Annotated in this window: 19 protein-coding genes and 1 riboswitch; of the genes, 13 read left to right on the plus strand and 6 right to left on the minus strand. The window is 69.7% G+C overall.

Features of this window, described 5'->3' with window-relative positions; translation table 11 throughout:
* Positions 1 to 307 precede the first annotated feature (307 nt).
* Positions 308 to 799, plus strand: coding sequence for a universal stress protein (locus tag CXQ97_RS14280; protein ID WP_104181545.1), 492 nt, complete (start codon positions 308 to 310; stop codon positions 797 to 799).
* Positions 796 to 1,638 carry a universal stress protein gene (locus CXQ97_RS14285; RefSeq protein WP_104181546.1) on the plus strand — a complete coding sequence of 281 codons (843 nt, stop codon included), beginning with the start codon at positions 796 to 798 and terminating at the stop codon, positions 1,636 to 1,638. Before CXQ97_RS14280 ends, CXQ97_RS14285 begins: the two co-directional genes overlap by 4 nt.
* 30 nt (positions 1,639 to 1,668) lie before the next feature.
* Here the strand turns inward: CXQ97_RS14285 and CXQ97_RS14290 are convergent, their stop codons facing one another.
* The 3 genes from CXQ97_RS14290 to CXQ97_RS14300 all read right to left on the minus strand — a co-directional run bounded on the left by CXQ97_RS14290 (position 1,669) and on the right by CXQ97_RS14300 (position 3,577).
* The gene (locus CXQ97_RS14290; RefSeq protein ID WP_104181547.1) at positions 1,669 to 1,962 is read right to left on the minus strand and encodes a hypothetical protein; all 294 of its coding nucleotides are present in this window, start codon (positions 1,960 to 1,962) and stop codon (positions 1,669 to 1,671) included.
* A gap of 82 nt (positions 1,963 to 2,044) precedes the next feature.
* Positions 2,045 to 2,470 (minus strand): SgcJ/EcaC family oxidoreductase, encoded by a 426-nt coding sequence (locus CXQ97_RS14295; RefSeq protein WP_104181548.1) that lies wholly within the window; start codon positions 2,468 to 2,470, stop codon positions 2,045 to 2,047.
* 54 nt (positions 2,471 to 2,524) lie between these two features.
* Positions 2,525 to 3,577, minus strand: a complete 1,053-nt coding sequence (locus tag CXQ97_RS14300) for an SGNH/GDSL hydrolase family protein (RefSeq protein WP_104181549.1) — start codon at positions 3,575 to 3,577, stop codon at positions 2,525 to 2,527.
* Between the two features lie 213 nt (positions 3,578 to 3,790).
* A riboswitch (glycine riboswitch) is annotated at positions 3,791 to 3,893 on the plus strand.
* Positions 3,894 to 4,046: 153 nt separating this feature from the next.
* Between CXQ97_RS14300 and gcvP the strand changes: the two genes are divergently transcribed.
* From gcvP to CXQ97_RS14345, 8 genes are all read left to right on the plus strand, one after another.
* On the plus strand, positions 4,047 to 6,941 hold the full coding sequence (gcvP, locus tag CXQ97_RS14305) for an aminomethyl-transferring glycine dehydrogenase (protein WP_104181550.1): 2,895 nt from the start codon (positions 4,047 to 4,049) through the stop codon (positions 6,939 to 6,941).
* A gap of 13 nt (positions 6,942 to 6,954) precedes the next feature.
* Positions 6,955 to 8,088, plus strand: coding sequence for a glycine cleavage system aminomethyltransferase GcvT (gcvT, locus tag CXQ97_RS14310; protein ID WP_104181551.1), 1,134 nt, complete (start codon positions 6,955 to 6,957; stop codon positions 8,086 to 8,088).
* Entirely contained in the window at positions 8,085 to 9,458 is a 1,374-nt protein-coding gene (locus CXQ97_RS14315) for an L-serine ammonia-lyase (protein ID WP_104181552.1), read from the plus strand. The genes gcvT and CXQ97_RS14315 overlap by 4 nt, the downstream gene beginning before the upstream one ends.
* Before the next feature lie 22 nt (positions 9,459 to 9,480).
* On the plus strand, positions 9,481 to 10,272 hold the full coding sequence (locus CXQ97_RS14320) for a methylenetetrahydrofolate reductase (protein ID WP_181035081.1): 792 nt from the start codon (positions 9,481 to 9,483) through the stop codon (positions 10,270 to 10,272).
* A gap of 207 nt (positions 10,273 to 10,479) precedes the next feature.
* The gene (locus CXQ97_RS14325; RefSeq protein WP_181035082.1) at positions 10,480 to 15,660 is read left to right on the plus strand and encodes a peroxidase family protein; all 5,181 of its coding nucleotides are present in this window, start codon (positions 10,480 to 10,482) and stop codon (positions 15,658 to 15,660) included.
* A 332-nt stretch (positions 15,661 to 15,992) separates the two neighbouring features.
* On the plus strand, positions 15,993 to 16,982 hold the full coding sequence (locus CXQ97_RS14335; protein ID WP_104181554.1) for a carbohydrate ABC transporter permease: 990 nt from the start codon (positions 15,993 to 15,995) through the stop codon (positions 16,980 to 16,982).
* On the plus strand, positions 16,982 to 17,839 hold the full coding sequence (locus CXQ97_RS14340) for a carbohydrate ABC transporter permease (protein ID WP_104181555.1): 858 nt from the start codon (positions 16,982 to 16,984) through the stop codon (positions 17,837 to 17,839). The genes CXQ97_RS14335 and CXQ97_RS14340 overlap by 1 nt, the downstream gene beginning before the upstream one ends.
* A gap of 43 nt (positions 17,840 to 17,882) precedes the next feature.
* Positions 17,883 to 19,235: an ABC transporter substrate-binding protein gene (locus CXQ97_RS14345; RefSeq protein ID WP_104181556.1), complete on the plus strand. Its 1,353-nt coding sequence runs from the start codon at positions 17,883 to 17,885 to the stop codon at positions 19,233 to 19,235.
* On the opposite strand, the gene CXQ97_RS14350 is transcribed toward CXQ97_RS14345, so the two are convergent.
* The 3 genes from CXQ97_RS14350 to CXQ97_RS14360 all read right to left on the minus strand — a co-directional run bounded on the left by CXQ97_RS14350 (position 19,226) and on the right by CXQ97_RS14360 (position 21,573).
* Complete coding sequence (locus CXQ97_RS14350) at positions 19,226 to 20,107, minus strand: alpha/beta fold hydrolase (protein WP_104181557.1); 882 nt, start codon at positions 20,105 to 20,107, stop codon at positions 19,226 to 19,228. The two genes, CXQ97_RS14345 and CXQ97_RS14350, sit on opposite strands and share 10 nt — an antisense overlap.
* Positions 20,108 to 20,176: 69 nt before the next feature.
* The gene (locus tag CXQ97_RS14355; protein ID WP_104181558.1) at positions 20,177 to 20,620 is read right to left on the minus strand and encodes a MarR family winged helix-turn-helix transcriptional regulator; all 444 of its coding nucleotides are present in this window, start codon (positions 20,618 to 20,620) and stop codon (positions 20,177 to 20,179) included.
* Positions 20,621 to 20,739: 119 nt separating this feature from the next.
* Positions 20,740 to 21,573 carry an alpha/beta fold hydrolase gene (locus tag CXQ97_RS14360; protein ID WP_104181559.1) on the minus strand — a complete coding sequence of 278 codons (834 nt, stop codon included), beginning with the start codon at positions 21,571 to 21,573 and terminating at the stop codon, positions 20,740 to 20,742.
* A gap of 102 nt (positions 21,574 to 21,675) precedes the next feature.
* Between CXQ97_RS14360 and CXQ97_RS14365 the strand changes: the two genes are divergently transcribed.
* The 3 genes from CXQ97_RS14365 to CXQ97_RS14375 all read left to right on the plus strand — a co-directional run bounded on the left by CXQ97_RS14365 (position 21,676) and on the right by CXQ97_RS14375 (position 25,522).
* Positions 21,676 to 22,440, plus strand: coding sequence for a response regulator transcription factor (locus tag CXQ97_RS14365; protein WP_104181560.1), 765 nt, complete (start codon positions 21,676 to 21,678; stop codon positions 22,438 to 22,440).
* A 45-nt stretch (positions 22,441 to 22,485) separates the two neighbouring features.
* Positions 22,486 to 24,168: an ABC-F family ATP-binding cassette domain-containing protein gene (locus CXQ97_RS14370; protein WP_104181561.1), complete on the plus strand. Its 1,683-nt coding sequence runs from the start codon at positions 22,486 to 22,488 to the stop codon at positions 24,166 to 24,168.
* Between the two features lie 121 nt (positions 24,169 to 24,289).
* A complete protein-coding gene (locus CXQ97_RS14375) occupies positions 24,290 to 25,522 on the plus strand; it encodes an MFS transporter (RefSeq protein WP_368784499.1) in 1,233 nt (410 codons plus the stop codon).
* The last annotated feature ends 30 nt before the right edge of the window (positions 25,523 to 25,552 follow it).

Raw genomic sequence — 25,552 nt, forward strand, 5'->3', positions numbered from 1 at the left:
TTCGGCCTCCAGCAGTTCCCGTAAGCCCCGCCGGACCAGTTCGTGGTCATCGAGGATGAACACCGTGACGTCCTTCATCTGCTGATCCACATCGTCCGCGTCGCGCATCCCTGCAGTCCCATCCAGCTCGTGGCCCGTCCTGATCCCCCGATGGCACCGATGGCACCGACTAACAGCATGACCCCCCTCGGCCGGGTCCGACAGGGTCTTGCGTCCCCTTGCATTGAGGGGACGTATGGCCCTACCTGCCCCTTCCGGAACCCGTGACGATCGAAGGAGCAGCATCCCGCCCAGCAAAGGAGCCATCATGGACGCATCCGCCACCTCCCCCGCGCGAGTCATCGTCGTCGGGGTCGATGGTTCCCCGTCGTCGATCGCTGCACTGCAGCTCGCCGTCAGCCTCATGCCCCTCGCCGGTGACACCATCCACGCGCTCGCGGTATGGCAGCACCCCATCGCCTTCGGCCGCTACTCACCGCCCATGGAGCACGACTACGAGGGACTCGCCCGCAAGGCACTGGACCAGGCGGTGACCGAGGCGTTCCCCGAGGGGACTCCTCCCATCGAGCGCAGGGTGGTGCGCGGCCTCGCCGTGGAGGTCCTCGTCCAGGAGAGCAGGCATGCCGCGATGGTCGTCGTCGGCTCCCGCGGTCACGGCGGGTTCGCCGGGCTGCTCCTGGGGTCCGTCAGCTCCGCCCTGGCAGAGCGGGCGCAGTGCCCGGTCCTCGTCTCCCACGGCGCCCTCCACCTCGCCGAGGGTGCCACCACACCCCTGCCGCCCGCCCGAACATCAGCATGAACCCGGCCGGCATCCCGGCCGAACCAGTGATCGTCGGCTACGACGGCTCGGACGGCTCCCGGCTCGCCGTCCAGTGGGCGGCCCACCACGCAGCGGCCGTAGGCCTGGGCCTCGTCGTCGTGCACTGCTGGGTCTGGCCGTTCTTCACGCAGGACCTCGGCCCGGTCCCGGCCGTGAAGGACAGCGGCCTGCAGAGCGCCGCGGAGCGGATGGCCGTCGAGGGCCTCGACCTCGCCCGACAGGCCGAGCCCGACGTCCACGCGCGCGAACGGCTCGTCGTCGGCTTCCCCTCGGAGGTGCTCACCAGGCTATCGGCGGGAGCCTCCCTGCTCGTCACCGGCACCCGCGGGCTCGGAGGTTTCGCCGGCCTGCTCCTCGGGTCGGTCAGCCTGCATCTGGCCGCCACCGCGTCGTGCCCCATCGCGGTCATCCGCGACGATCGGCCCGCCGGGAGCGACGTCCTGGTGGCGGTCGACGGATCCCCCGAGAGCGACCGCGCCGTCGTCGCGGCAGCACAGCTGGCGGTCACCCTGCACGCCCAGCTGCGTATCCTGCACGTCCGCCCCTACAGTCGACATGCCGCCGCCCGGCTCGCCGACCTCGAGAGCGACCCCGTCATCCAGCGGGCCCTGAACCTCCTGCCCGGCGACACCGATCTGACCGTCATCGAGGACTCGTTCGCCGAACACTCGGTACCCGGTGTCATCGTCCACCACACGCGCGGGGCCCTGTGCGTGGTACTCGGGGCGAAGGGCAACAACACCCTCGGCGCCCGCCTCGGATCCACGGTCCACGCCGTGCTGCACCACGCCAAGGGGAACGTCCTCGTCGTCCGCTGACCGGGACGTCGTGCCCGGGATCCGCCCGTGCTATCCGGGCCCGGGACGGTGCAGCGGCGCTTTGCGCTGGCCGTAGTGGTGGCCGGCGGAATCCGTTCGGATCTCGATGGACTCGAGCGTCGCGTCCGCGGTGTCCTCGGCGGCGTCGTGCAGGTGGACGACCGGACGATCCCCGTCCGTGCGGTCCGCCGGTCCGAGGAACGACCGGGCAGCAGTATCGAGCCCGTCGAAGAACGAGGTCCGGGCCTTCGCCCTCTGCTGCGAGGGGGAGGGCGCTGTGCGGGTGCGGTCAGCTTGCTTACGGTGGTTGCGATGGATGTCCATCAGGCACCTGATTCCTCTCGGGAGGCATATTTTACTCCTGCGCTCCACCGATCGACCCTCCGGCAGCCCCACGGAACAGGGCTCAGCGCTGGAGGATGACCTTCATCGTCCCGCCGTCGATCGGTGCCGAGGTGTGCTCGTGGATGATCCGCCATGTGTCGCCGGAGCGCCGCAGCACCCAGGTCAGGCGGTTCTGCAGGGAGTCCCGCATCGCGCCGCCGTCGTCGACCTCCCGGTAGGTGATGATGGCGGAGACCGTCGCGAGGTCGTCCGTGACCACCGACCGTACGTCGTCGAACCCGACGTGCACCTCCTGGTCACCCAGGGACCCGAACCACTCGTCGATCGCGCCCTGCCACGATTCCCTGCCCTCGTAGCTCCAGGTGCTCCACAGGTCGAAGACGCGGGCGTCGTCGCTGTAGTGGGCCACGAGTCCGTCGCGGTCCTTCGCCAGCACCGCCGCCGCGTAGCCCTCCAGAACCGCGTCCACGGCTGTCCGTCCGTCCATTTCGTCCCTCGTCTCCCTCGTCGGTACCTTTCGGACGTGTCGGGGCCCCGGAACTCATCGGTCCGGGCGGCCCTGGCGGGCGAGCTGCCGGGCTTCCACCGCACGGTCGGCCCGATCGATGCTCGCAGGATCGGCGAGATCGACGCCGGCACGCGCCGCCGCAGTCCGGGCCGCAGCGCTCTTGAGGTCCGGCAGGACGAACCGCTCCGGCCGGATGCGCGAGTCCTGGACGGCGTGGGCGGCCTGCTGCCGTGCGAGCGCGGGTGCCGACAGCTCGGCGGCCTGCACTGTCCCCGGCGTCACGCCGACCGGGCTCCCCGTCAGCGATGAACCCATCAGGGGGACGTACCCCGAGGCGTGCCCCGCCCGGTTCGGGTGGTAGGAATCCGAGACGGGGTTCGAGAGCCCGTTCACCCATTCGACGTCGTCGCACACCGCGTGCCCGGTGAACGCCGGCGCGCGGAAGGTGAAGCCCGCGGCGGCAGCGGCCGTCGCCGTCGTGTGGTTCAGCAGGTCCGCCGTCGCGTTCAGGCGTACCTCCTCGGCGGGCGAGAACCAGGTGGCCGCGTTGCAGTCCTCACCGTTGAAGATCCGCGGGTAGCCCGCGACGGCGACCCTCGCCTGCGGGGCCCGCGTCCGGATCTGCCGGTAGAGCGAGGAGAGGCCGGCGGGCAGCCGACTCGTGATGACGGCCTGTGCCCGGTCGATCGCGGCGGTGCAGTCGCTCATCCAGGCGGGCTTCGCGCATTCGGTCAGCACGTCCACGAAGGCGGCGTCGTTCCCGCCGACGCTGAGGGAGACGTACGCCGTGGTCGGGGTGAGGGCGCCGAGCTGGGTGGCGGCGACGTCGGCGATGGTGGCTCCCGAACAGGCGCGGAGGTTCAGGACGTAGCCCCTGGCGCTCGCGACGAGCGAGGGGTACGCGTACACGGAGCGCTGGCAGGACGAGCCGTCCACGAGATACGCGCGCGTGCCCGTACCGGAGGAGTAGGAATCCCCGAGGGCGACGTAGGAGGGCCCGGCCGCGCTCGCCGGCGGTGCGGACAGGATCCCGCCGACGAGCATCAGGACGACGGCGGCGGCCGAACGGCGGCGGAAGATCATCATCGATACTCCTGGTGCTGGAGGTGCGGATGATCTCACGCTAGTGCCGGTTCCCCGGAGGCGGCCTCTGCCGGGCTTTCCGGGCGCCTCTTCCCCGGACGCTGCAGCCTCGGGTAGTGTTCCGCCGCCGTCACCGGCACCTTTGCCTCGCGTCCGTCCGGCGCGGTAAGCTGTGGGGCGGCTCACAGCCGCGCACCACCCAACTGAATACGCCATCGATCTGCAGCGGGAGAGTTCTGCCGTTGACTCAACACCGGTAGGCGCCGTAGGAGCAAATCCTCCCCAGGAATCTCTCAGGCGAAAGTACCGCTGCGGCTAGGCAACTCTGGAAAGCAGCCCGGGTATCCACCGGCGCTCACCGACGGTGCAAGCAGGCGCGGAGCCCTGCGGAAACTCTCAGGTCCCACACAGAGCGGGGAGGAACCCGACCAGGCACGCGCGCCCGCGCTCCCATCTGACGTACGGAGTTCCCATGACCGCCACCCCCGACACGGCATCCGGTATCGCCACCGATCCCGCATCCGGCATCGCCTCGACCTTCGCCGATCGCCATATCGGTCCGCGCACGTCCGATGCCGGGAAGATGCTCGAGGTCCTCGGGTACCCGAGCCTCGAGAAGCTCGTGGACATGGCCGTCCCCGCCAGCATCCGCCTCGACCGGCCGCTCGACCTGCCCGGTGCCCTGAGCGAGACCGAGGTGCTGGCACAGCTCCGGCGCATCGCAGGCCGCAACCGCACCGCCGTCCAGATGATCGGCCAGGGCTACTTCGACACCGTGACCCCGCCGGTGATCCGCCGCAACGTCCTCGAGTCCCCCGCCTGGTACACGGCCTACACGCCCTACCAGCCGGAGATCTCGCAGGGCCGCCTCGAAGCCCTCCTGAACTTCCAGACCATGGTGCAGGACCTCACGGGCCTCGACATCGCCAACGCCTCACTGCTCGACGAAGCCTCCGCCGTCGCCGAGGCCGTGCTCCTCATGCGCCGCTCCGGCAAGAACAAGGGCCGCACCGTCATCGACGCCGACGCCCTCCCGCAGACGGTCGCGGTCGTCCGCGGCCGCGCCGAGGCCCTCGGGTTCGACGTCGAGATCGCCGACCTCTCGGACGGACTGCCCGACGGTGACATCAACGGTGTCGTCCTCCAGCAGCCCGGTGCCTCCGGCGCCCTGCGGAACCACGCCGCCGTCATCGGCGCGGCGAAGGAGCGCGGCGCTCTCGTCACAGTGGCCGCCGACCTCCTCGCCCTCACCCTCATCACCGCGCCGGGCGAGCAGGGCGCGGACATCGCCGTCGGCTCGGCACAGCGCTTCGGGGTGCCCCTCTTCTTCGGAGGTCCGCACGCCGCGTACATGGCGGTCCGGAAGGGCCTCGAGCGCATGCTGCCCGGCCGCCTCGTGGGTGTCTCGAAGGACGCCGACGGCGCACCGGCCTACCGCCTCGCCCTGCAGACCCGCGAGCAGCACATCCGCCGCGAGAAGGCCACGAGCAACATCTGCACCGCGCAGGCGCTGCTCGCGATCGTCGCGTCCATGTACGCCGTCTACCACGGCCCCGAGGGTCTGAAGGCGATCGCCCGGACCGCGCACCAGCGCGCCGCCGCGCTCGCCGCGGCCCTCGACGGGACGGACGCCGCCGTCGTGCACGAGGCGTTCTTCGACACCGTCCTGGTCCGCGTACCCGGCAGGGCCGCCGAGTACGCGGACGCCGCCGAGGCGCAGGGCTACAACCTCCGCCGCGTGGACGCCGACCACCTCGGGATCTCGTGCGACGAGACGACGACGCCGGAGCACGTCGCGGCGATCGCCGGCGTGTTCGGCGGGACCGCCGACGCCACGGCGACGCACGGCGAGCGTATCCCCGGGGACCTGCATCGCACCTCCGCCTTCATGACCCACCCCGTGTTCTCGCGGCACCGCTCCGAGACCGCGATGCTCCGGTACCTGCGGAGGCTCTCGGACAGGGACCTCGCGCTGGACCGCACCATGATCCCGCTGGGCTCCTGCACCATGAAGCTCAACGCCACGGTGGAGATGGAGTCCATCTCGTGGCCCGAGTTCGCGTCCATCCACCCCTTCGCGCCCGAGAGCCAGACGGAGGGCTGGCGTGAGCTGATCACCGACCTCGAGGAACGGCTTTCGGAGATCACCGGCTACGCGCAGGTGTCGCTCCAGCCCAATGCCGGTTCGCAGGGCGAACTCGCAGGGCTCCTCGCCATCCGCGGCTACCACCGCTCGCGCGGCGACGAGAACCGGACCATCTGCCTCATCCCGTCCTCCGCGCACGGCACCAATGCCGCGTCCGCCGTGCTGGCCGGCATGAAGGTGGTCGTGGTCGGCACCGCTTCGAACGGCAACATCGACCACGACGACCTGCTCGCGAAGATCGAGCAGCACGCCGAGAACCTCTCGGCCATCATGATCACCTACCCCTCGACGCACGGCGTGTTCGAGGAGGACGTGCGATGGGTCTGTGAGAAGGTGCACGACGCCGGCGGCCAGGTGTACATCGACGGCGCCAACCTCAACGCACTCGTGGGCCTCGCCCAGCCCGGCGAGTTCGGCGGCGACGTCTCCCACCTGAACCTCCACAAGACGTTCTGCATCCCGCACGGCGGCGGCGGCCCCGGTGTCGGCCCGGTCGCCGTCGCCGCCCACCTGGCCCCGTTCCTGCCGGGCGACGCGAACCGCGACATCGCCACGGACGGCGGACCCGACGCCGAGGGTGGCACGCCCGTCTCCGGGTCGATGTACGGCTCCGCCGGCGTCCTGCCGATCTCCTGGGCGTACGTCGCTCTCATGGGGTCCGAGGGCCTCACGAGCGCGACGGCGCACGCCCTGCTCGCCGCCAACTACGTGGCCGCACGCCTGACCGAGCACTTCCCCGTGCTCTACACCGGTGCGCAGGGCCTCGTGGCGCACGAGTGCATCCTGGACCTGCGCCCCCTCACCGCGGCCACCGGGGTGACTGCCGAGGACGTGGCCAAGCGCCTCATCGACTACGGCTTCCATGCTCCCACCCTGTCCTTCCCCGTGGCGGGAACACTCATGGTCGAACCGACGGAGTCTGAGGACCTCGCCGAACTGGACCGCTTCGTCGACGCGATGATCGCCATCCGGGGCGAGATCGATCGCGTGGCGTCCGGCGAGTTCGGCATCGAGGAGAGCCCCCTGCGCCAGGCACCCCACACGGCGCAGGTGCTCGTCGCCGACGAGTGGACGCAGGCATACCCGCGGGAGCTCGCCGCGTACCCGCTGCGGTCCCTCCGCCACGACAAGTACTTCCCGCCGGTGCGCAGGATCGACGGCGCCCACGGCGACCGCAACCTCGTCTGCTCCTGCCCGCCCATCGAAGCCTTCGAAGACTAGGAACCCAGCCCCCATGAGCGAGCAGAGCAAGCACACGGCCCTGTACACCCAGCATGAGGCGCACGGAGCGTCCTTCACCGACTTCGGCGGGTGGCAGATGCCCCTGAAGTACCGGAGCGAACTGGAGGAGCACCACACCGTCCGGAAGGCCGCGGGCCTCTTCGACCTGTCCCACATGGGTGAGGTCCTCGTCAGCGGACCCCAGGCCGGCGCGTTCCTGAACTACGCCCTCGTCGGCAATCTCGCGGTCATCGCGGTGGGCAAGGCCAAGTACTCCCTGATCTGCAACGCCGAGGGAGGGGTGATCGACGACCTCATCACGTACCGGCTCGCCGAGGACACGTTCCTCGTGGTGCCCAACGCCTCCAACGCGCTCGTCGTCGCCGAGGAACTGCGGTTGAGGTCCAAGGGCTTCGACGTCGCCGTCGAGGACCAGTCCGAGGCCACGGCCCTCATCGCCGTGCAGGGTCCCACGGCCGAGGCGGTGCTCCTCGACCTGGCCCTGCCGGAGGATGCCGAGGCCATCCGTGACCTCAGGTACTACGCCGCCGTGGAGCTCGAGCTCGCCGGGCTGCCCGTCCTCCTGGCGCGCACGGGCTACACGGGCGAGGACGGCTTCGAGATCTTCATCGGCAGCAACCTCGCCGTCCGCCTCTGGGACGCCGCGCTGAAGGCCGGTACCGAGCACGGGCTGCTGCCGTGCGGCCTCGCGGCCCGCGACTCCCTCCGGCTCGAGGCCGGCATGCCCCTCTACGGGCACGAGCTCGGCCTCGACCTGAATCCCTTCGAGGCCGGGCTCGGGCCCGTCGTCAGCACCAGGAAGACCGACGACTTCGTGGGACGCTCCGTACTCGAGCCGCTCAAGTCCGTCGAGCCCGCGCGGCGTCTGGTGGGCCTGCGTGCCGTGGGCCGCCGCTCCGCGCGCGCCGGGTACGACGTCGTCGTCGACGGTACGCGCGTCGGTACCGTGACGTCCGGCCTGCCGAGCCCCACCCTGGGCTACCCCGTGGCGCTCGCCTACGTGGACGCGGCCTATGCCGCGGTCGGCACGGAGGTGCAGGTGGACCTCCGCGGCCGCCCCGAACCGTTCACCGTCATCCCCACGCCGTTCTACAAGCGCGAGAAGGCCGCCGGTACCGGGCAGTGACCATCAGCGCGTTCGACCTCTTCAAGATCGGCATCGGGCCCTCCAGTTCACACACCGGGGGGCCGATGACCGCCGCCTACCTCTTCACGGAACTGCTCCGCGCGGACCGGCTCCTGCCCGGGGTGCACCGCGTGCAGGTGGACCTCTTCGGCTCGCTCGGCGTGACCGGCCACGGCCACGGCACGGTCAAGGCGGTGCTCCTCGGGCTCGAGGGGGAGCAGCCGCACCTCGTGGATCCGACGTCGGCCGATGCGCGCGTCGCCCACATCGGGAAGTATCGGTCCCTGAATCTCGCGGCGGAGCACCCGATCGGCCTCGACCCGGAGACGGATGTGGTGCTGCACCGCGGACAGCGCCTCGACTACCACACCAATGGCATGCGTTTCACGGCATATTCGCCTGAGGGGGCAATTATGCGGACAAGGGAATACTTCTCGGTCGGGGGCGGATTCGTCCTCGACGAGGACCAGATCGGAGCCGAGATCGCCGATCTGACGCCCGTACCGCTCTCCCACCCCTTCGACACCGCGGACCAGCTGCTCGGCATCTGCCGGGTCACGGGATGGTCCTTCTCCGACGTCGTCCTCGCCAACGAGCTGTCCTGGCGCTCGGAGGCCGCGGTACGCACGGGTCTGCTGGAGATCTGGGCGGTCATGCAGGACACGATCCGGCGTGGTACCACCACGGGCGGCATCCTCCCCGGGGGCCTCAGCGTGCGCCGGCGGGCCGAGCGGCAGCGCCAGCTGCTGGAGAAGGCGGACGACCCGACGGACCGGCTCGGCACCATGGAGTGGGTCACGCTCTTCGCCCTCGCCGTCAACGAGGAGAACGCGGCGGGCGGACGCGTGGTCACGGCGCCGACCAACGGTGCCGCAGGGATCATCCCGGCGGTCCTGAAGTACTACGTGGACTTCGTGCCGGGGGCCGACGACGACGGCGTCGTGCGCTTCCTGCTCGCCGCGACCGCGATCGGCTCGCTGTTCAAGCGGAACGCCTCCATCTCGGGTGCCGAGGTGGGTTGCCAGGGCGAGGTCGGCTCCGCGTGCGCCATGGCGGCCGGAGCGCTGGCCGAGGTGCTCGGAGGCACGCCCGAGCAGGTCGAGAACGCCGCGGAGATCGGGATCGAGCACAACCTCGGCCTGACGTGCGACCCCGTGGGCGGGCTCGTCCAGATCCCCTGCATCGAGCGGAACGCCGTCGGGGCGATGAAGGCGATCACGGCGGCCCGGATGGCCGTACGCGGCGACGGGCAGCACCACGTGTCCCTCGACGTCGCCATCAAGACGATGCGCGAGACGGGCGCGGACATGATGGACAAGTACAAGGAGACCGCGCGCGGCGGCCTGGCCCTGAACGTCGTGGAGTGCTGATCTGAGCGCGGTCGAGCTGCCGGTGCGGGTCGAGGTCGTCCCGGCGGAGGGTCTCGCGCAGCGGCTCGGCGCCCACCTGCCCGCTCCCGCCGCCGTCACCGTCACGTGCCTGCCGCACCACGGTCCGCGTGAGGCGGTCGAGGTGGCGGTGGAGCTGGCCGCCGCCGGCTACGCCGTGATCCCCCATCTCGCGGCGCGGTCCGTCCCGGACCGCGCCGCACTCTCCCGCTACGTGGCGCAGTGCCTGGACGCCGGCATCGGCGACGTCTTCGTGATCGGCGGGGACGCGGCCACCGCCACCGGTCCCTACGCGTGGAGCGGCGCCCTCATGGAGGACATCGCCGACCTCTCCGGCGGGGTCCTCCGCATGGGGATCGCGGCGTACCCGGAGGGCCACCCCGGAACGGCGGAGGACGAGCTGGCCAGGACGCTGCGCGCGAAGCAGGAGCTCGCGTCCTGGTGCGTCACGCAGCTCTGCTTCTCCCCGGACATCGTCCACGCCTACCCGTCCCGGCTCCGCCTCGCAGGCATCACGCTGCCCGTCTGGGCTGGCATCCCCGGGCCCGTGCGCATGACGCGCCTGCTCCGGCTCGCCCGCACGATCGGCGTGGGACAGTCCCTCGGGTTCCTGAAACGCTCGGCCGGCAGCGCCGACACCGGCTCCGTGCTGCGGCAGCTCATCTCCTCGGCGACCTACGACCCGGCGCCGCTCGTGGACGCGGTCGACGGCGCGGGCTACGCGGGGCTCCACCTGTACAGCTTCAACGACCTCGCGGGGCTCGCGGCGTCCGGGCTGGTCCAGCCCGGCCGGTGAGCGTGCGTCGACGTCCCGCACGACGATCCTGCGCCCTCGCATCCCGCATCCCGCATCCCGCGATCACCGTGCACGTGTCCGCTCCGCAGGGCATGGACGAAAGGGCCGTTCCCGCGGGGTCCCAAGATTTTCCCAAGAAGGTTTCTCCAAGGTTGAGCCAGCCGGCGCTCAAAGGGGATAGCCGGGGACTCTACGGGAGAAGCCACTATGTCCAGTTCCCATCGCACCGACCAACAAGGAGGCGGCGGGTTCCGCCGTCAACCCAGGACGAGCATCCCTACCCGGTTGACCGCCGGGCTGGTGGCGCTGGTCCTCGGCTCCGGCGTCCTGCCGGCGGTCCTCGCACCCGCAGTCTCCGCCGCTCCGGTCGGACAGGGGCTGACTCTCAACGCAGGGGACATGCGCTTCATCCTGAAGCAGATCAAGATCGCCGAGAACCACGCCACCAAGGAGGACGCCCAGGGCAACATCGTGCCGGGAGCGCCACTGGTCGGAACAGGTCCTCATCAGATCGCGAACCCGCTGCTGCCCTATGGGCTGCGCACCGTGGACGGCTCGGACAACAACCTCATCAAGGGGCAGGAGGACTTCGGCTCCACCAACCTCCCCTTCCCACGCCTCGCAGCACCGCAATGGCGCACCGCCCAGGACGGGAAGTCCTACCAGTCGGTCAACACCAACATCACGGACGGGGCGGCCCGTTTCATCAGCAATGTGATCGTCGACCAGACCTCCACCAACCCGGCGGCCATCGCCTCCGCCGGCCGCGCGCACCGGACGGTGAACGACGAGCCGACAGCCGTACCCTGCGAGTCCCCCGGCGTACCCGTGGACTGCGTGGAGGAAGGGGAGACGCTCGACATCCCCAACGTCACCACCGACTTCGGCCTGTCACCGCCCTACAACGGCATGTTCGCCCTGTTCGGCCAGTTCTTCGACCACGGCGTCGACTCCACGAGGAAGTCGAAGAGCGTGGTGATGATGCCACTCGCCGCCGATGATCCGCTCTACGTCCCGGGCGGGCGTACGAACTTCATGATGCTGAGCCGCGCCGAGAACCAGCCCGGCCCGGACGGCGTCCTCGGGACCGCGGACGACGTCCAGGACGGTACCAACACCAACTCCCCGTGGGTGGACCAGAGCCAGACCTACTCCTCGCACCCGGCACACCAGGTGTTCCTCCGCGAATACGCACTGGACGCCGACGGCGACCCAGCCTCGACCGGCGACCTCATCGAAGGCGCTCCGGGCGGCCTGGCCACCTGGCAGGACATCAAGGACCAGGCGGCGACGCTCCTCGGCCTGAAGCTGACGGATGCCGACATCGGGAACATCCCCATGATCGCCACCGACCAGTACGGACGCTTCCTCCGCGGCCCCAACGGGCTTCCGCAGTACGTGAAGCAGGACAAGACGATGGTCGAGGGCGACATCGCAGCTCCCGTCGCACCCCCGGCGGACGTCCAGCGCATCGGCATCGCCTTCCTCGACGACATCGCCCACACCGCCTCGCCGTTCGACTCACGGTCCGGCGCTCTCCTCCGCGCAGACGGCGATACCGCGATCACACCCGTCACCAGCCCCCAGCCGGCCGGCACCTACGACGACGAGATGCTGAACAGGCACTTCATCGCCGGAGACGGACGCGTCAACGAGAACATCGGCCTGACGGCGATCCACCAGGTGTTCCACTCCGAGCACAACCGCCTCGTGACGTACATGGAGGACCTCCTGACCTCCCTGAACCTCGACCTGTCCGAGTGGAAGCTCAGCTCCGGTGAATGGAACGGTGAGCGCCTCTTCCAGGCGGCCCGGTATGTGACCGAGATGGAATACCAGCACCTCGTCTTCGAGGAGTTCGCCCGCAAGATCCAGCCGGGCCTCAACCCCTTCAATCCCTTCACCCAGGCCGACACGGGGATCGACCCCGCGGTGACGGCGGAATTCGCGCATGCGACCTACCGGTTCGGCCACTCGATGCTCACCGAGACGGTGGACAGGAAGACCGACACCGGGCAGGACATCGGCATGCCGCTCCTCGATGCCTTCCTGAACCCGCCGGCCTACTACGCCAACGGCAGTGCCACGCTGACACCGGAACAGGCTGCCGGGAGTATCGCCATGGGCATGACCGACCAGGTGGGCGCCGAGCTCGACGAGTTCGTCACCAGCACCCTGCGGAACAACGTGCTCGGGCTGCCCCTCGACCTCGCGGCCCTCAACATCGCCCGCGGACGGGAGACCGGGGTGCCTTCACTCAACAATCTCCGCAGCCGGCTCTACGAGGAGACCGGGGAGTCGTCCCTGAAGCCGTACACCAGCTGGGTGGACTTCGGCCAGGGGCTGAAGCACCCCGATTCGGTCGTCAACTTCATGGCGGCCTATGGGCAGCACCCCACGATCAAGGGAGCGGCATCCATCGACGGCAAGCGCGCCGCCGCCCAGCTGCTGTTCGACATGGACGTGGCCGACCCGGCGACGCCCGCCGACGCCTACGACTTCGTGAACAGCACCGGGACGTGGGCCACCACGGCCTCGGGTCTCGACGACGTCGACCTCTGGGTCGGTGGCCTCGCCGAGATGCAGAACCTCTTCGGTGGCCTGCTGGGATCGACGTTCAACTACATCTTCGAACGCCAGATGACGGACCTGCAGGACGGCGACCGGTTGTACTACCTGTCCCGCACCTCAGGACTTAACCTGCGCACCGAACTCGAGGGCAACTCCTTCGCCGAACTCATCATGAGGAACACCGACGCATCCGCCCTCAAGGCCGAGGTCTTCGGGGTTGCGGACTGCGAGTTCGAACTGGCCGGCATCACGGGGACCACAGGCAACAATGTCGCGGACGACCCCGCCTCGGCCTGCAACGAGTCCGCCCTGCTGATGAAGATGGCCGACGGGACCATCCGGTACCGGGTCAGCAATTCGGTGGACCGCCCGGGCCTCAACGCCCAGTCCACCTACAACGGCACCGCCGGCACCGACCGGATCTGGGGCGGTATCGACAACGACACGTTCTGGGGCAATGACGGCGACGACATCCTCGAAGGGTCGGACGGCGCGGACACGGTCCTCGGCGGCAAGGGCAACGACCGCATCACCGACTCCCATGGGGACGACGTCCTGAAGGGAGGCTCCGGGAACGACGCCATCGATGCAGGACCGGGCCTCGACATCATCATGTCCGCCGACGGGGACGACTTCTCCAACGGCGGCCTGAACGGGAACGAGCACTTCGCCGGTGAGGGTGATGACCTCGTGATCGCCGGAGACGGCCCCGACACGGTGTTCGGCGGCGGCGGAGACGACTGGATGGAGGGTGGCAACGCCAACGATCTCCTGCAGGGCGACAGCGGGGCACCGTTCTTCGACGACATCAACAGCCCCGGCCACGACGTGATGATCGGGGACTCGGGGGAGGACGACTACGACGCCGAAGGCGGGGACGACGTCATGGTCGCCGGCCCGGGTGTCGAACGCAACCACGGCGTGTACGGCTTCGACTGGGTGACCCACGCCAGGTCGATCGAACCTGGTGACTCCGACATGCGGATGCTGGTGGTGGACGGTCCCGACGCGATCAGGGACCGGTTCCTCCAGGTGGAAGGACTGTCGGGCTGGGACAGGGACGATGTGCTCCGCGGCACCGACACCACCCCCGACGAGGAGGACGTCGAGGTGAACGCCCCGGAGCTGACCAACGTGCTCGACGCCGAAGGCATCGCCCGGATCAGCGGACTCAGGGACCTCCTGCCGGAGGGTGCGACCACGTTCGATGCCGGCAACATCATCATCGGCGGCTCCGGAAGCGACAAGATCTGGGGCAACGGCGCCGACGACGTCATCGACGGCGACAAATGGCTCAACGTACGCCTGAGTGTCAGGGACGACGCCGGAGCGGAGATCCGTACGGCGAACACCCTCACGGAGATCCAGGCGGACATCATGGCCGGCAGGACGGACCCCGGCAAGGTGGAGGTCGTCCGAGAGATCCTCACCCCGTCCGCGCCAACGGGGGTCGACACCGCCGTGTTCTCCGGCGCGCAGTCCGAGTACGACATCACCACCACCCCCGGTGGAGTCACCACGGTGACCCACACCGGCGGGTCCACGGATGACGGCACGGACACGATCACCAACGTCGAGCTGCTCGAGTTCACCGACGGAACCGTCGAGGTCTCCACCCTGGAGCCGGAGCCGGAGCCACCGACGGTGCCGGCCGATACGACGGCGCCGACGGTAGGCACACGGACGCCGGCGGCTGACGCTACCGGTGTGGCTGTGGGGGCCGATGCCCGTGCTGTGTTCAGCGAGGCGGTGTCCGGGGTGAGTGGAGCGAGCCTGCGGGTGACCGATCCTGCTGGCGCCGCGGTGGCCGGTGCGGTGTCGTACGATGCCGCGACGCGCACGGCGACGCTGAACCCCACCGCTGATCTGGCGGTGGGCACCCGGTACACGGTGAACCTGACGGCCGGGATCACCGATGCCGCAGGGAACGCCCTGGCCCCGGTGAGCTGGAGTTTCACCACCGCAGCGGCGACGACGCCACCGCCGACGCCGACAACCATTCCCGCGGCGGCCACCACGGCCATCAACGCAGCGGCGGCCGCGTCTCCCGGTATCGGGACGGCGACCGGTCCGATCACCTGCGGCCTGGCCGCCGGCGGTTGCTACCGGAACTACCCGGGCGGTTCCATCCACTGGTCCTCGGCCACGGGAGCGCACGTCACCCGGGCTGCCATCGGTGCCACCTGGGCCGGTCAGGGATGGGAGAACGGGTCCCTCGGCTACCCGACCAGCAACGAGATCGGTGGACTGAAGAACGGCGGCGTCTACCAGACCTTCCAGGGCGGGTCGATCCACTGGTCCCCGGCGACCGGTGCCCGCATCACCACCGGCGCCATCGGCTCCACCTGGGCGGGTCAGGGCTGGGAGAACGGTGGCCTCGGCTACCCGACCGGCAACGAGGTCGGTGGACTGAAGAACGGCGGCGCCTACCAGACCTTCCAGGGCGGGTCGATCCACTGGTCCCCGGCGACCGGGGCCCGCATCACCAGGGGCGGTATCGGTGCCACCTGGGCCGGCCAGGGCTGGGAGAACGGATTCCTCGGCTACCCGACCAGCAACGAGATCGTCGGACTGAGGAAGGGCGGCGTCTACCAGAACTTCGAGGGCGGGGTCATCTACTGGTCCCCCGCTACCGGGGCGCACAGCAACCACGGGGCCATCCGCAACGCCTACGCCTCGCAGGGCTGGGAGAACGGCCGGCTCGGCTACCCGACCAGCAACGAGATCGTGGTCAGCCCCACTGTCCGGGCGCAGGACTTCGAAGGAGGACGCATCACCTGGTCGGCCGCCACCGGGTCTGCCATCTCCTACAGGTAGACATCCCGGTACAGCGCCTGGCGCCCCGTACCGGCCGCCGGTAGATCACGGAAGCGCCGGGTGGACCGACAATCCACCCGGCGCTTCCTGCCGTGTACGCGGCACCGCGTCCTCGAACTGCATCGGCGTCGCGATCACCGCGGACCCATGAAAGGCCGGGACCTCCACGGTCCGGTCCACCCGGATGACCAGCAGGAGAACAGCAGGTCGGAGCCTTTAATGCCGCGTGAACTCTGCCGCACAACTCCGTGCAGAGCCGCCTTTCCGGGCTTCCCGGGGATCCGCCGCCCCTAGCCTTGCAGAAGTTCATGACGCAGAGCGAAGGACGATCGATGGAACAAGTGGCCGACACCACCCTGGTCCCCGGGGTGCGGACGGGACGGTCTCCCGACCGGATGCCGCCGTCGCCCGGCACCCGTGCCCTCCCGGAACCCGCCCGGCGGAACCGCCGGACCCCCTGGAAGGCGTGGCTGCTGTTCCTCCTCTTCGCGGGACCCAACGTCGCCCTGCTGGTGGTCTTCACCTACAAGCCGCTCCTGCAGTCCCTGTACTACTCCACGCTGCAGTGGAACATCGGGTCCGCCGTCGCGATGCCCGTCGGGTTCCAGAACTACCTCGACTGGTTCACGGACCCGACGACGCCCGGGATCGTCGCCGTCACGCTCGTCTTCACCCTCGCCACCGTGGGCGGCGGGATGGTCATCGGCCTTCTCCTCGCGCTCGTCCTCAACCGCAGGCTGCGCGGGACGGGCGCCGCCCGGACCGTCGTCGTCGCGCCCTACGTGCTCTCCGGTGTGGCCGTCGGGCTCCTCTGGCTCTTCGTGTTCGACCCGAACTTCGGCGTCACCGCGGCCCTGCTGCGGCTCGTGGGCCTCGCCTCGCCCGACTGGTACAACGACCCGCAGTGGGCGCTCGTCATGGTGATCATCGTGTACCTGTGGAAGAACGTGGGCTACGTGGCCCTCATCTACCTGGCCGCGCTGCAATCGGTGCCGCAGGACCTCGTTGAAGCCGCGTCCATCGACGGGGCATCCCCGCTCCGGTCCTTCCGCTCCATCGTGCTGCCGCTGCTCGGACCCACCACGTTCTTCCTCGCCATCACCACGCTCCTGACGTCCCTGCAGTCCTTCGACATCATCCAGGCCATGACCAAGGGCGGGCCGCTCGGGGGTACCACCACGATGATGTACCAGATCTACCAGGAGGGCTTCCAGAGCGGACGTGCCGGCTACTCGTCCGCCGTCGCCACCATCCTCTTCGTGGTCCTGCTCCTCGTGACCTTCGCCCAACTGAAGTACGTCGACAGGAAGGTGCACTACTGATGGGTGCCACGACAGCACAACCGGGCACCGTACGACGGCGGACCCCCACCCCGTGGGGCAGCTACCTCACGCTGCTTCTCGCGGTGGGCGTCATGGTCCTGCCGCTGGTCTGGATGGTCCTGGCAGGCTTCAAGGAACGCGACGAGATCTACACCTCGCCCATCCAGTGGCTGCCCGCCACGGTGGACGGTTCCAACTATGCATCGGCGATGAGTGCCGTGCCGTTCGGGGACTTCTTCCTCAACAGCGCGATCACCACGGTGATCGGCGCCGGCGTCAAGATGATGCTGGGACTGACCACCGCGTATGCGCTCGTCTTCCTCGAGTTCCCGCTCAAGAAGCTGATCTTCGGTGTGGTGATCTTCGCGCTGCTCGTGCCGCAGCAGATCGTCATCATCCCCAACTACACGCTCGTGGCCGAGCTCGGCTGGATCAACACCTACCAGGGCATCATCGTGCCCGGCCTCGCGAGCGCCTTCGGCACCTTCCTCTTCCGCCAGCACTTCCTCACGCTGCCCGCCTCCATCCTCGAGGCGGCCGCACTCGACGGCGCCGGCCACTGGACGCGCCTGTGGCGCTTCATCGTGCCGATCTCCGCCCCCACGATCGCCGCCGTGGCGCTCGTCTCGATCGTCGCGGAGTGGAACGAATACCTGTGGCCACTGCTCGTCGTCGACCGCGCGGACATGATGACCCTGCCGGTAGGGCTGACCCTGCTGCAGAACAACGACGGCATCGCCGACTGGGGCGTCCTCATGGCGGCGACGGTCCTCGTGACCGCGCCCGTCCTCCTCGCGTTCTTCGCGCTGCAGAAGCGCATCGTCTCCGGACTCACCGCCGGCGCCGTCACCGGCTGACCCGACCTTCCCTTCCCTCCGTCCCACCTCCCAAGGAGTCCCCATGTCACCGCGCCCGCAGCTCGACCTCGACCGCCGTCAGCTCCTCCAGTTCACAGCACTCTTCGGCGGCGCCGCAGCACTGGCGGCCTGCAGCGGCCCGTCCGTCAGCTCGGACGTCTCCGGCGGTGCCGCCACCGAGGCGGCCACCGACTGGGCGGCCGTCACCCCGGCGAAGGAGATCACCTGGTGGAGCAACCACCCCGGCGCCTCCAGACCCGTCGAGGAGGAGCTCATCAGGCGCTTCACGGCGGAGAGCGGCATCAAGGTCAACCTCGTGACGGCCGGAGCCAACTACGACGAGGTGGCACAGAAGTTCCAGGCCGCGACCGGCACCGGCAACGGGCCCGACGTCGTCGTCGCGAGTGACGTGTGGTGGTTCCGCTACATGATCAACGGGCAGGTCCTGCCCGTGGACCAGCTCGCCGAGCACCTCGAGATCGACACCACGGACTACAACGAGACCCTGTACGGCGACTACGAGTTCAAGGACGCGCACTGGGCCGTACCGTATGCCCGCTCCACGCCGCTGTTCTACTACAACAAGGACGTCTGGGCCGCCGCCGGCCTCCCCGACCGCTCGCCCGAGACGTGGGACGAGTTCCTGGAGTGGGCGCCGAAGCTCGCCGGCGGGTCGGTCACGCCGCTCGGCCTCGGCAAGGGCACCTCCTGGGCTGCCTGGTGGTTCTGCAATTTCCTCTGGGGCCGCGGTGGTGCGTACTCGGACGAGTGGACCATGACGCTCGACACCCCCGAGGCCATCGACGCCGCGAAGTTCGTGCAGTCGATGATCTTCGACGACAGGATCGCCGACATCGCCGCGACCGACAACGTCGCCGACTTCGGTGCAGGCCTGACGGGCTGCACGATCGGCTCCACGGGATCGCTGACCGGGATCCTCGAGGCCGCGAAGTTCGAGGTCGGTACCGGGTTCCTCCCCGCGGGTCCGGAGGGACCCGCCTGCCCCACGGGCGGCACCGGCGTGGCCATCAGCGCCGACCGCACCCCCGAGCAGCAGCTCGCCGCGGGCATGTTCCTCAAGTTCCTCACGAGCACGGAGAGCACGTCCTACTTCTCCTCCAACACGGGCTACATGCCCGTACGGACGTCCGCACGCGACAGCGAGATCATGACCGAGGTCTACGCCAAGTCACCGCAGTTCCGAACGGCCGTCGACCAGCTCGAGACCACCCGCGTCCAGGACTGGGGCCGCGTGTTCATCCCCGGCGGCGACAAGGAACTGACGACGGCGCTCGAGAGCATCATCCTGCAGCAGGGTGATCCGGAGAAGGCCTTCGCCACCGCCAGCACCGCGATCCAGCGCTCCTTCGAGCAGAACGTGGAGCCCTACCTGTAGGACCGACGGGGCCGGGCCTCCCCGGTGTGTTCGCCGATCGCCCCGACGGCCAGCTCCCAGAGCGGCGGAGGCGGCTGCTGATGCCCGGCCCCCGGCAGCGGGACGAGCTGGGCGGCCGGGATCTCGGCAGCAAGGGCCTCGCCGTGCCCGAGAGGGAACATCGGGTCGGTGGTGCCGTGCAGGACGAGGGTGGGGGCCGTGATCTGTCCGAGGCGGGCAGAGGTGGGTGGCTCCTCGTCGAGGAGGAAGTGATTGGTCATCGAGGCGGCCATGTCCCGCGTCCGGTCGACCTCCTCGGCCGCGAGCCGTCGGCAGCGCGCCTCATCGAACCCGAGGCTTCCCGCGTACGGACGTTCCACCTCCACCCGGTAGGCGACCACCGCGTCCCGGTCCGTCCAGTCGGGCTCCGGCAACGGGTCGGAGAACGCGGCCCTCACCCGGGGATCGGGCGGGGGCAGGTTCCGGGGCCGCTCCGCCGGAACCGCCGGGCTGGTCGAGGCCAGGCACAGGGTCCGCACGCGGCCGGGATGCCCGAGGGCGAGGAGTTGCGCGATGCCCCCGCCCAGGGACAGGCCGACGAGATGCGCGCGGTCCACCCGGAGTACGTCGAGGAGGTGCAACGGATCGATGACCAGGTCCCGGGCGGCGTACGACGGGGATCCTGGTGGTGAGCAGGCGGACCGGCCGGTGTCCCGGTGGTCGTAGCGCACCACGTGCCGGCCGGCCGCGGCCAGCAGGAGACAGAATCCGGTCTCCCACCAGACCATGGACTGCGCTCCTCCGGCGATCAGCAGCACGGTCGCGTCGGCCGGATCACCGAACGTCTCGAAACACAGATCCGTGCCGTCCATCGTCACGATCTGCTCGGTCATGATGGGCTCCATCGGTCGGGACGACCCGGAGGGTCAGGCGGGGCGCGGGGGTCACCGCCGGCCGGACGCTCAGACGACGGCGGCCGTCGGCTTCTGCCGCTGGGGGGCGAGCTCGCCGATGATGCCGCGCAGGAGGTTGCGCAGTTCGTGGGATTCGAGTCCTTCGCCCATCATCAGGGTCCGCTCGATGTCCTCGGCCTTCGCGAGGGCCTCGACGCCGGCCGGGGCGATGGTGATGCGCTGGCTGCGGCGGTCGATGCTGTCGCGGATGCGGGAGATGAACCCCTGCCGCTCGAGCTTCTCGATCGTCTTGCCGATCGTCTGCGCCTGGACATGGACGGCGAGCGCGAGCTTGGCGCCCGTCATGGTGCCCTGCCGTGAGAGGACGGCGAGGGTGGTGTAACCGGCATGGGTGATCCCGATGTCGAGCAGCCTCTCGTTCCACGCGTGGTCCACGAGGCGGGCGGCAGTGGTGAGCAGGCGGCTGGTCGACCACTCTTCCAGTTCAGACATGAGATTTTCCTTCCGGGGCTGAAACACCCGGCCGGTACTGCTGACCAGCGCCGGCCGGGTGTCGTGTCCTTGCCGCTGACCGGTGGAACAGAGGGACGGGATCAGCCGCAATACCTCCATCATGCTCTTCTATCTTCAAGTTTTACCGATGGGCCGTCCGAAGCTTGTGGCAAGACCGCCGTCCCGACGCGCGTCGTACGCCTGGTGAAGGCGATGATCTCCGCCGCGACGGCGGGCGCCGCGGAGTGCTGGACCACGTGCGCCTGCCCGTCGACCTCCACCAGCGCACCGTCGCGTGCGCAGTCCGCCAGCTCCCGGCTCCACCGCCGTCGAGCCACCGGATCACGCCCGCCGCGCAGCACCAGGACGGGGCGGTCGAGCTGCTCGACGGCGCGTTCCAGCGGGTATTCCAGCATGGGCAGCAGTTGCCGCACGTACCAGCGCACCCCCGTGCGGAGATAGTCCGAGAGGACGATGGCATTGGCCGACGGGCTCTCGCGGAACGTGTCGTGGCCGAGGGAGACCGCCTGCTGCAGGATGGTGCGGCGCTGCCGGTCGACCACCGGGCCCATCAGGACCAGCCGTTCGGCGAGTGCCGGCGCCCTCAACGCTGCCGCTGTGACGAACTGCACACCCATCGAGTGCCCCACGAACGTGCAGGAGTCGATACCGAGGGCGGCCAGGGCCTTGATGATCAGCCCCGCGTGGTCCTCGACGCCGAGGTGGGTGCGGGGCCGGGGGGACGGACCGTACCCCGGCAGGTCGACGGAGAGCACGGCAGCGTCGGCTGCGAGTTCCGCGCTGAGTCGGTCGTAGTAGCGATGCGTCATGCCCAGCCCATGGACGAGCACGTACGGGCTGCGCGGACGGGCCGGGATGTCCGGTCCCGGTGTGGTGCGGATGCGGACCGTGAGGCCGTCCACCTGCACCGTGCGGAGGGTCGTCGATGGCATCCCGGCAGTCTATGGGCGTCAGGACACGGTTTCTCAAGATTCGTTCAAGGAAATCGGCCGTTCAGGGCGGCCGAAAGCGCCGGACTGTGGAATTCTTGTGCCATGTCCGCCCCCACCTCCCAGCGCACGGCGCTGATCATCGAGGACGATCCGGACATCCGTGAACTGCTGGCGACCACGCTGCGCATGAACGGCTTCACGACCATCGAGGCCGGGTCGGGGCTCGACGGACTGGCCGCCCTGGCGGAGCACGAGCCCGACCTGATCACCCTCGACCTCACCCTGCCGGATCTCGACGGCGTCGAGGTGTGCCGGCAGTGCCGTGCCGTGAGCGACGCCTACATCGTGATGGTGACGGCCCGGCAGGACGAGATCGACCGGCTGATCGGCCTCGAGATCGGCGCGGACGACTTCATCGGAAAGCCGTTCAGCCCCCGGGAGTTCTCGGCACGCGTCTCGGCCATGTTCCGCAGGCCCCGCACCGGCCTCGGCACCGGCCTCGGCAACGGCAGGGGAGCCCCTGCGGCGCAGCAGCAGGAACCGGCCGGGAACGACCTGCTGCGCCACAACGAACTGACCCTGGACGTGGAGGGGCGCGTGGTCGCCCTGGACGGGCAGGAACTCGCGCTGACACGCATCGAGTTCGACCTGCTCGAGACCCTGCTGACCGGGGCGCAGCGGGTGTGGACGCGGGAGGCGCTCCTGAATCGCGTGTGGGGGGACGGCTGGAGCCAGGACCACCACCTGGTCGAGGTCCACATCCGCAACCTCCGCAAGAAACTCGGCGAGGACACGAGCAACCCCCGGTTCATCCGGACGGTGCGCGGCGTGGGGTACCGCATGATGCCGGGCGACACAGCACACTGACCGGCGCGGTTCCGCCGGTTTGTGCCCGGATGGAAGACTGGACGCGTGGCCCATCTCGACGTCTCCGGTATCGACTACTTCCTCTCCGACGGCAGGCAACTGCTCAACGGCGTGGCCTTCAAGGTCGGCGACGGCCACAAGACGGCCCTGATCGGACCGAACGGCACCGGCAAGACCACCCTGCTGCGCATCATCTCCGGGGACCTCGCACCGGACGAGGGAGTGGTGAGCCGCTCCGGGTCCATGGGCATCATGCGGCAGTTCGTCGGCCAGGTGCGCGACGACACGACCGTCCGGGACCTGCTGGTGTCCGCCGCGCCGCCCGCGCTCTCCGCGGCCGCCCAGCGGATCGACGACGCCGAACTCGCCATGATGGAGGCCGACGACGAGCCCACGCAGATGAAGTACGCCCAGGCCATCGCCGACTGGGGCGACGCCGGCGGCTACGAGCTCGAGACCACGTGGGACGAGGTCACCATGGCGGCCCTCGGCATCCCCTTCGACCGCGCGCAGTACCGGGCGGCGTCCTCGCTCTCGGGCGGAGAGCAGAAACGGCTCGTGCTGGAGGCCCTGTTCTCCGGCCCCGACGAGTTCCTGCTCCTCGACGAGCCGGACAACTACCTCGACGTCCCCGGCAAGCGCTGGTTGGAGGCGAAGCTGCGGGAGTCGAAGAAGTCCGTGCTCTTCGTCAGCCACGACCGCGAACTGCTCGCCAACGCGGCCACGCGCATCGTCACCCTTGAGCCCGGGGTCCTCGGGGCGTCGTCCTGGACCCATGGCGGTGGGTTCGAGACGTACCTGAAGGCACGCGAGGACCGGAACGCGCGGTTCGAGGAGCTGCGCAAGCGCTGGGACGAGGAGCACGTCAAGCTCAAGGAACTCGTCAACATGTACAAGAACAAGGCCGCGTTCCGCTCCGACATGGCCAACAGGTACCACGCCGCGCAGACGCGCCTCGCGAAGTTCCTCGAGGCCGGGCCGCCCGAGGCCATCCCCCTCGAACAGAAGGTGACCATGCGCCTGCAGGGCGGGCGTACCGCCAAGCGCGCCGTCGTCGCCCAGAAGCTGGAACTGACCGGACTGATGAAGCCCTTCAGCACCGAGATCTGGTTCGGGGACCGCGTGGGTGTCCTGGGCTCCAACGGCTCGGGGAAGTCCCACTTCCTGAGGCTGCTCGCCGCCGGCGGATCCGACCCGGACAAGGAGCACCTGCCGGTGTCCGAGGTCGACATCGCCGAGGTGCCGCACGAGGGCAGCGTGAAGCTCGGCGCGCGCATCCGGCCCGGGTTCTTCGCGCAGACGCACTCACGGCCCGACCTCCTCGGCCGCACCCTCGTGGACATCCTCCACCGCGGCGACGAGCACCGGTCGGGGCTGGGCCGCGAGGCCGCGTCCGCCGTCCTGGACCGCTACGGCCTGGCGCCACAGGCCGAGCAGCCCTACGACTCCCTGTCCGGTGGCCAGCAGGCACGGCTGCAGATCCTGCTCCTGGAACTCTCCGGCGCCACCCTCCTGCTGCTCGACGAGCCCACCGACAACCTGGACCTGCATTCCGCGGAGGCCCTCGAGCGGGCCATCGGCGCGTTCGAGGGAACGGTCATGGCCGTGACGCACGACCGCTGGTTCGCCCGCAGCTTCGACCGGTTCCTCGTGTTCGGGTCCGACGGCAAGGTGTACGAGACGAAGGAGCCCGTCTGGGACGAGAGCAGGGTCGTCAGGGCGCGCTGAGCTGCGCCCGCCCCTCTTCCACAGCCCCGTCCACAGGGTTGTCCACAAATTGTGGACAACCCTGTGGTGTCCCGGACGGCCCCGATTGTGGCGCACGGCGGCCGCCGCCTACGGTTGCAGGGTGAACCCCGCCGTCCGCGCCGCCATGATCGCCACCTACTCCATCTTCGGGCTGAACGGTCTCGTCTTCGCGAGCTGGGCCGCCCGCATCCCCGCCGCATCGGACACGCTGGGACTCGGGGCCGGTCAGATCGGCGGCCTCCTGCTCGTGGGCGCCGTCGGTTCGGTGCTGTCCCTCCCCCTCGCGGGGATCATCGCGGCACGCCTGGGCACCGGGAACACCGTGCGGATCGGCGGGACCGCCGCAGCCGTCGCCGCAACCGCCGTCGCGCTGGGCCTGACCACCGTCTCGGTGCCGGTGGTCGCCGTCGGGCTGTTCCTCTTCGGCTGCGGTGTCGCCCTGTGGGACGTCGGGCAGAACATCGAGGGTGCCGACGTCGAGCGGCTCGTGGGGCGGACGATCATGCCACGCTTCCACGCCGCCTTCAGCGGCGGTGCGTTCGTGGGCGCCCTCATCGGCGCGGGACTGTCGGCCGTCGGCGTGTCCCTCTCCGCGCACCTCGTCGCCGTGGCCGTCCTCAGCCTCGCCGTCTCCCTGTGGACGCCCCGCCATTTCCTGCCCGAGACGACGACGGCGGACGGGGTCCCCGAGGGCGCCTCCGACGGCGGTCCCGCCGGCGCGCCCGGGCGGCGGCTCGGGGCATGGGGTGAACCCCGCACCCTGCTGATCGGCCTGGTGGTGCTGGGCGCCGCACTCACCGAGGGCGCCGCCAACGACTGGGTGGCGAAGGCGAGCGTCGACGGACTCGGCACCTCGGAGAGCACCGGTGCCATCATGTTCGCGGTGTTCGTGGCGGCCATGACGACGCTGCGCTTCCTGGGCGGCCCCCTGATCGACCGGTTCGGCCGCGTCCGCGTCCTGCAGGCCAGCCTGGGGTCCTCCCTCGCGGGCCTCGTGGTCTTCGTCGCCGCACCGAACGTGCCGCTCGCCGCCGTCGGGGCGATCCTGTGGGGCGCGGGCGCAGCGCTCGGATTCCCCATGGGCATGTCGGCCGCGGCGGACGATCCCGACCACGCCGCCGCGCGCGTCTCGGTGGTCGCCACCATCGGCTACACGGCATTCCTCGCAGGCCCGCCCCTCATCGGATTCCTCGGCGACGTGGTGGGTATCCGCAACGCACTGCTGGCCGTCGGGGTCGCCGTCCTCGCCTCCTTCCTCGTGGCGCCGGCCGCCCGGGAACGGCCGATGGCGACCGCCGACCCATTGCGGACAGGAACTGACCGACTGCCCTAGGATCCCCGAACCGCCGGCCCTACCCTTTTG

It is taken from the genome of Arthrobacter sp. B0490, assembly GCF_002929355.1.
Classification (GTDB): domain Bacteria; phylum Actinomycetota; class Actinomycetes; order Actinomycetales; family Micrococcaceae; genus Arthrobacter_D.

Bases quoted from the DNA above. Each gene is read 5' to 3' on its own strand.
- CXQ97_RS14280 (WP_104181545.1), top strand. From the start codon at position 308: ATGGACGCATCCGCCACCTCCCCCGCGCGAGTCATCGTCGTCGGGGTC.
- CXQ97_RS14285 (WP_104181546.1), top strand. From the start codon at position 796: ATGAACCCGGCCGGCATCCCGGCCGAACCAGTGATCGTCGGCTACGAC.
- CXQ97_RS14290 (WP_104181547.1), bottom strand. From the start codon at position 1,962: ATGGACATCCATCGCAACCACCGTAAGCAAGCTGACCGCACCCGCACA.
- CXQ97_RS14295 (WP_104181548.1), bottom strand. From the start codon at position 2,470: ATGGACGGACGGACAGCCGTGGACGCGGTTCTGGAGGGCTACGCGGCG.
- CXQ97_RS14300 (WP_104181549.1), bottom strand. From the start codon at position 3,577: ATGATGATCTTCCGCCGCCGTTCGGCCGCCGCCGTCGTCCTGATGCTC.
- gcvP (WP_104181550.1), top strand. From the start codon at position 4,047: ATGACCGCCACCCCCGACACGGCATCCGGTATCGCCACCGATCCCGCA.
- gcvT (WP_104181551.1), top strand. From the start codon at position 6,955: ATGAGCGAGCAGAGCAAGCACACGGCCCTGTACACCCAGCATGAGGCG.
- CXQ97_RS14325 (WP_181035082.1), top strand. From the start codon at position 10,480: ATGTCCAGTTCCCATCGCACCGACCAACAAGGAGGCGGCGGGTTCCGC.
- CXQ97_RS14335 (WP_104181554.1), top strand. From the start codon at position 15,993: ATGGAACAAGTGGCCGACACCACCCTGGTCCCCGGGGTGCGGACGGGA.
- CXQ97_RS14340 (WP_104181555.1), top strand. From the start codon at position 16,982: ATGGGTGCCACGACAGCACAACCGGGCACCGTACGACGGCGGACCCCC.
- CXQ97_RS14345 (WP_104181556.1), top strand. From the start codon at position 17,883: ATGTCACCGCGCCCGCAGCTCGACCTCGACCGCCGTCAGCTCCTCCAG.
- CXQ97_RS14350 (WP_104181557.1), bottom strand. From the start codon at position 20,107: ATGACCGAGCAGATCGTGACGATGGACGGCACGGATCTGTGTTTCGAG.
- CXQ97_RS14355 (WP_104181558.1), bottom strand. From the start codon at position 20,620: ATGTCTGAACTGGAAGAGTGGTCGACCAGCCGCCTGCTCACCACTGCC.
- CXQ97_RS14360 (WP_104181559.1), bottom strand. From the start codon at position 21,573: ATGCCATCGACGACCCTCCGCACGGTGCAGGTGGACGGCCTCACGGTC.
- CXQ97_RS14365 (WP_104181560.1), top strand. From the start codon at position 21,676: ATGTCCGCCCCCACCTCCCAGCGCACGGCGCTGATCATCGAGGACGAT.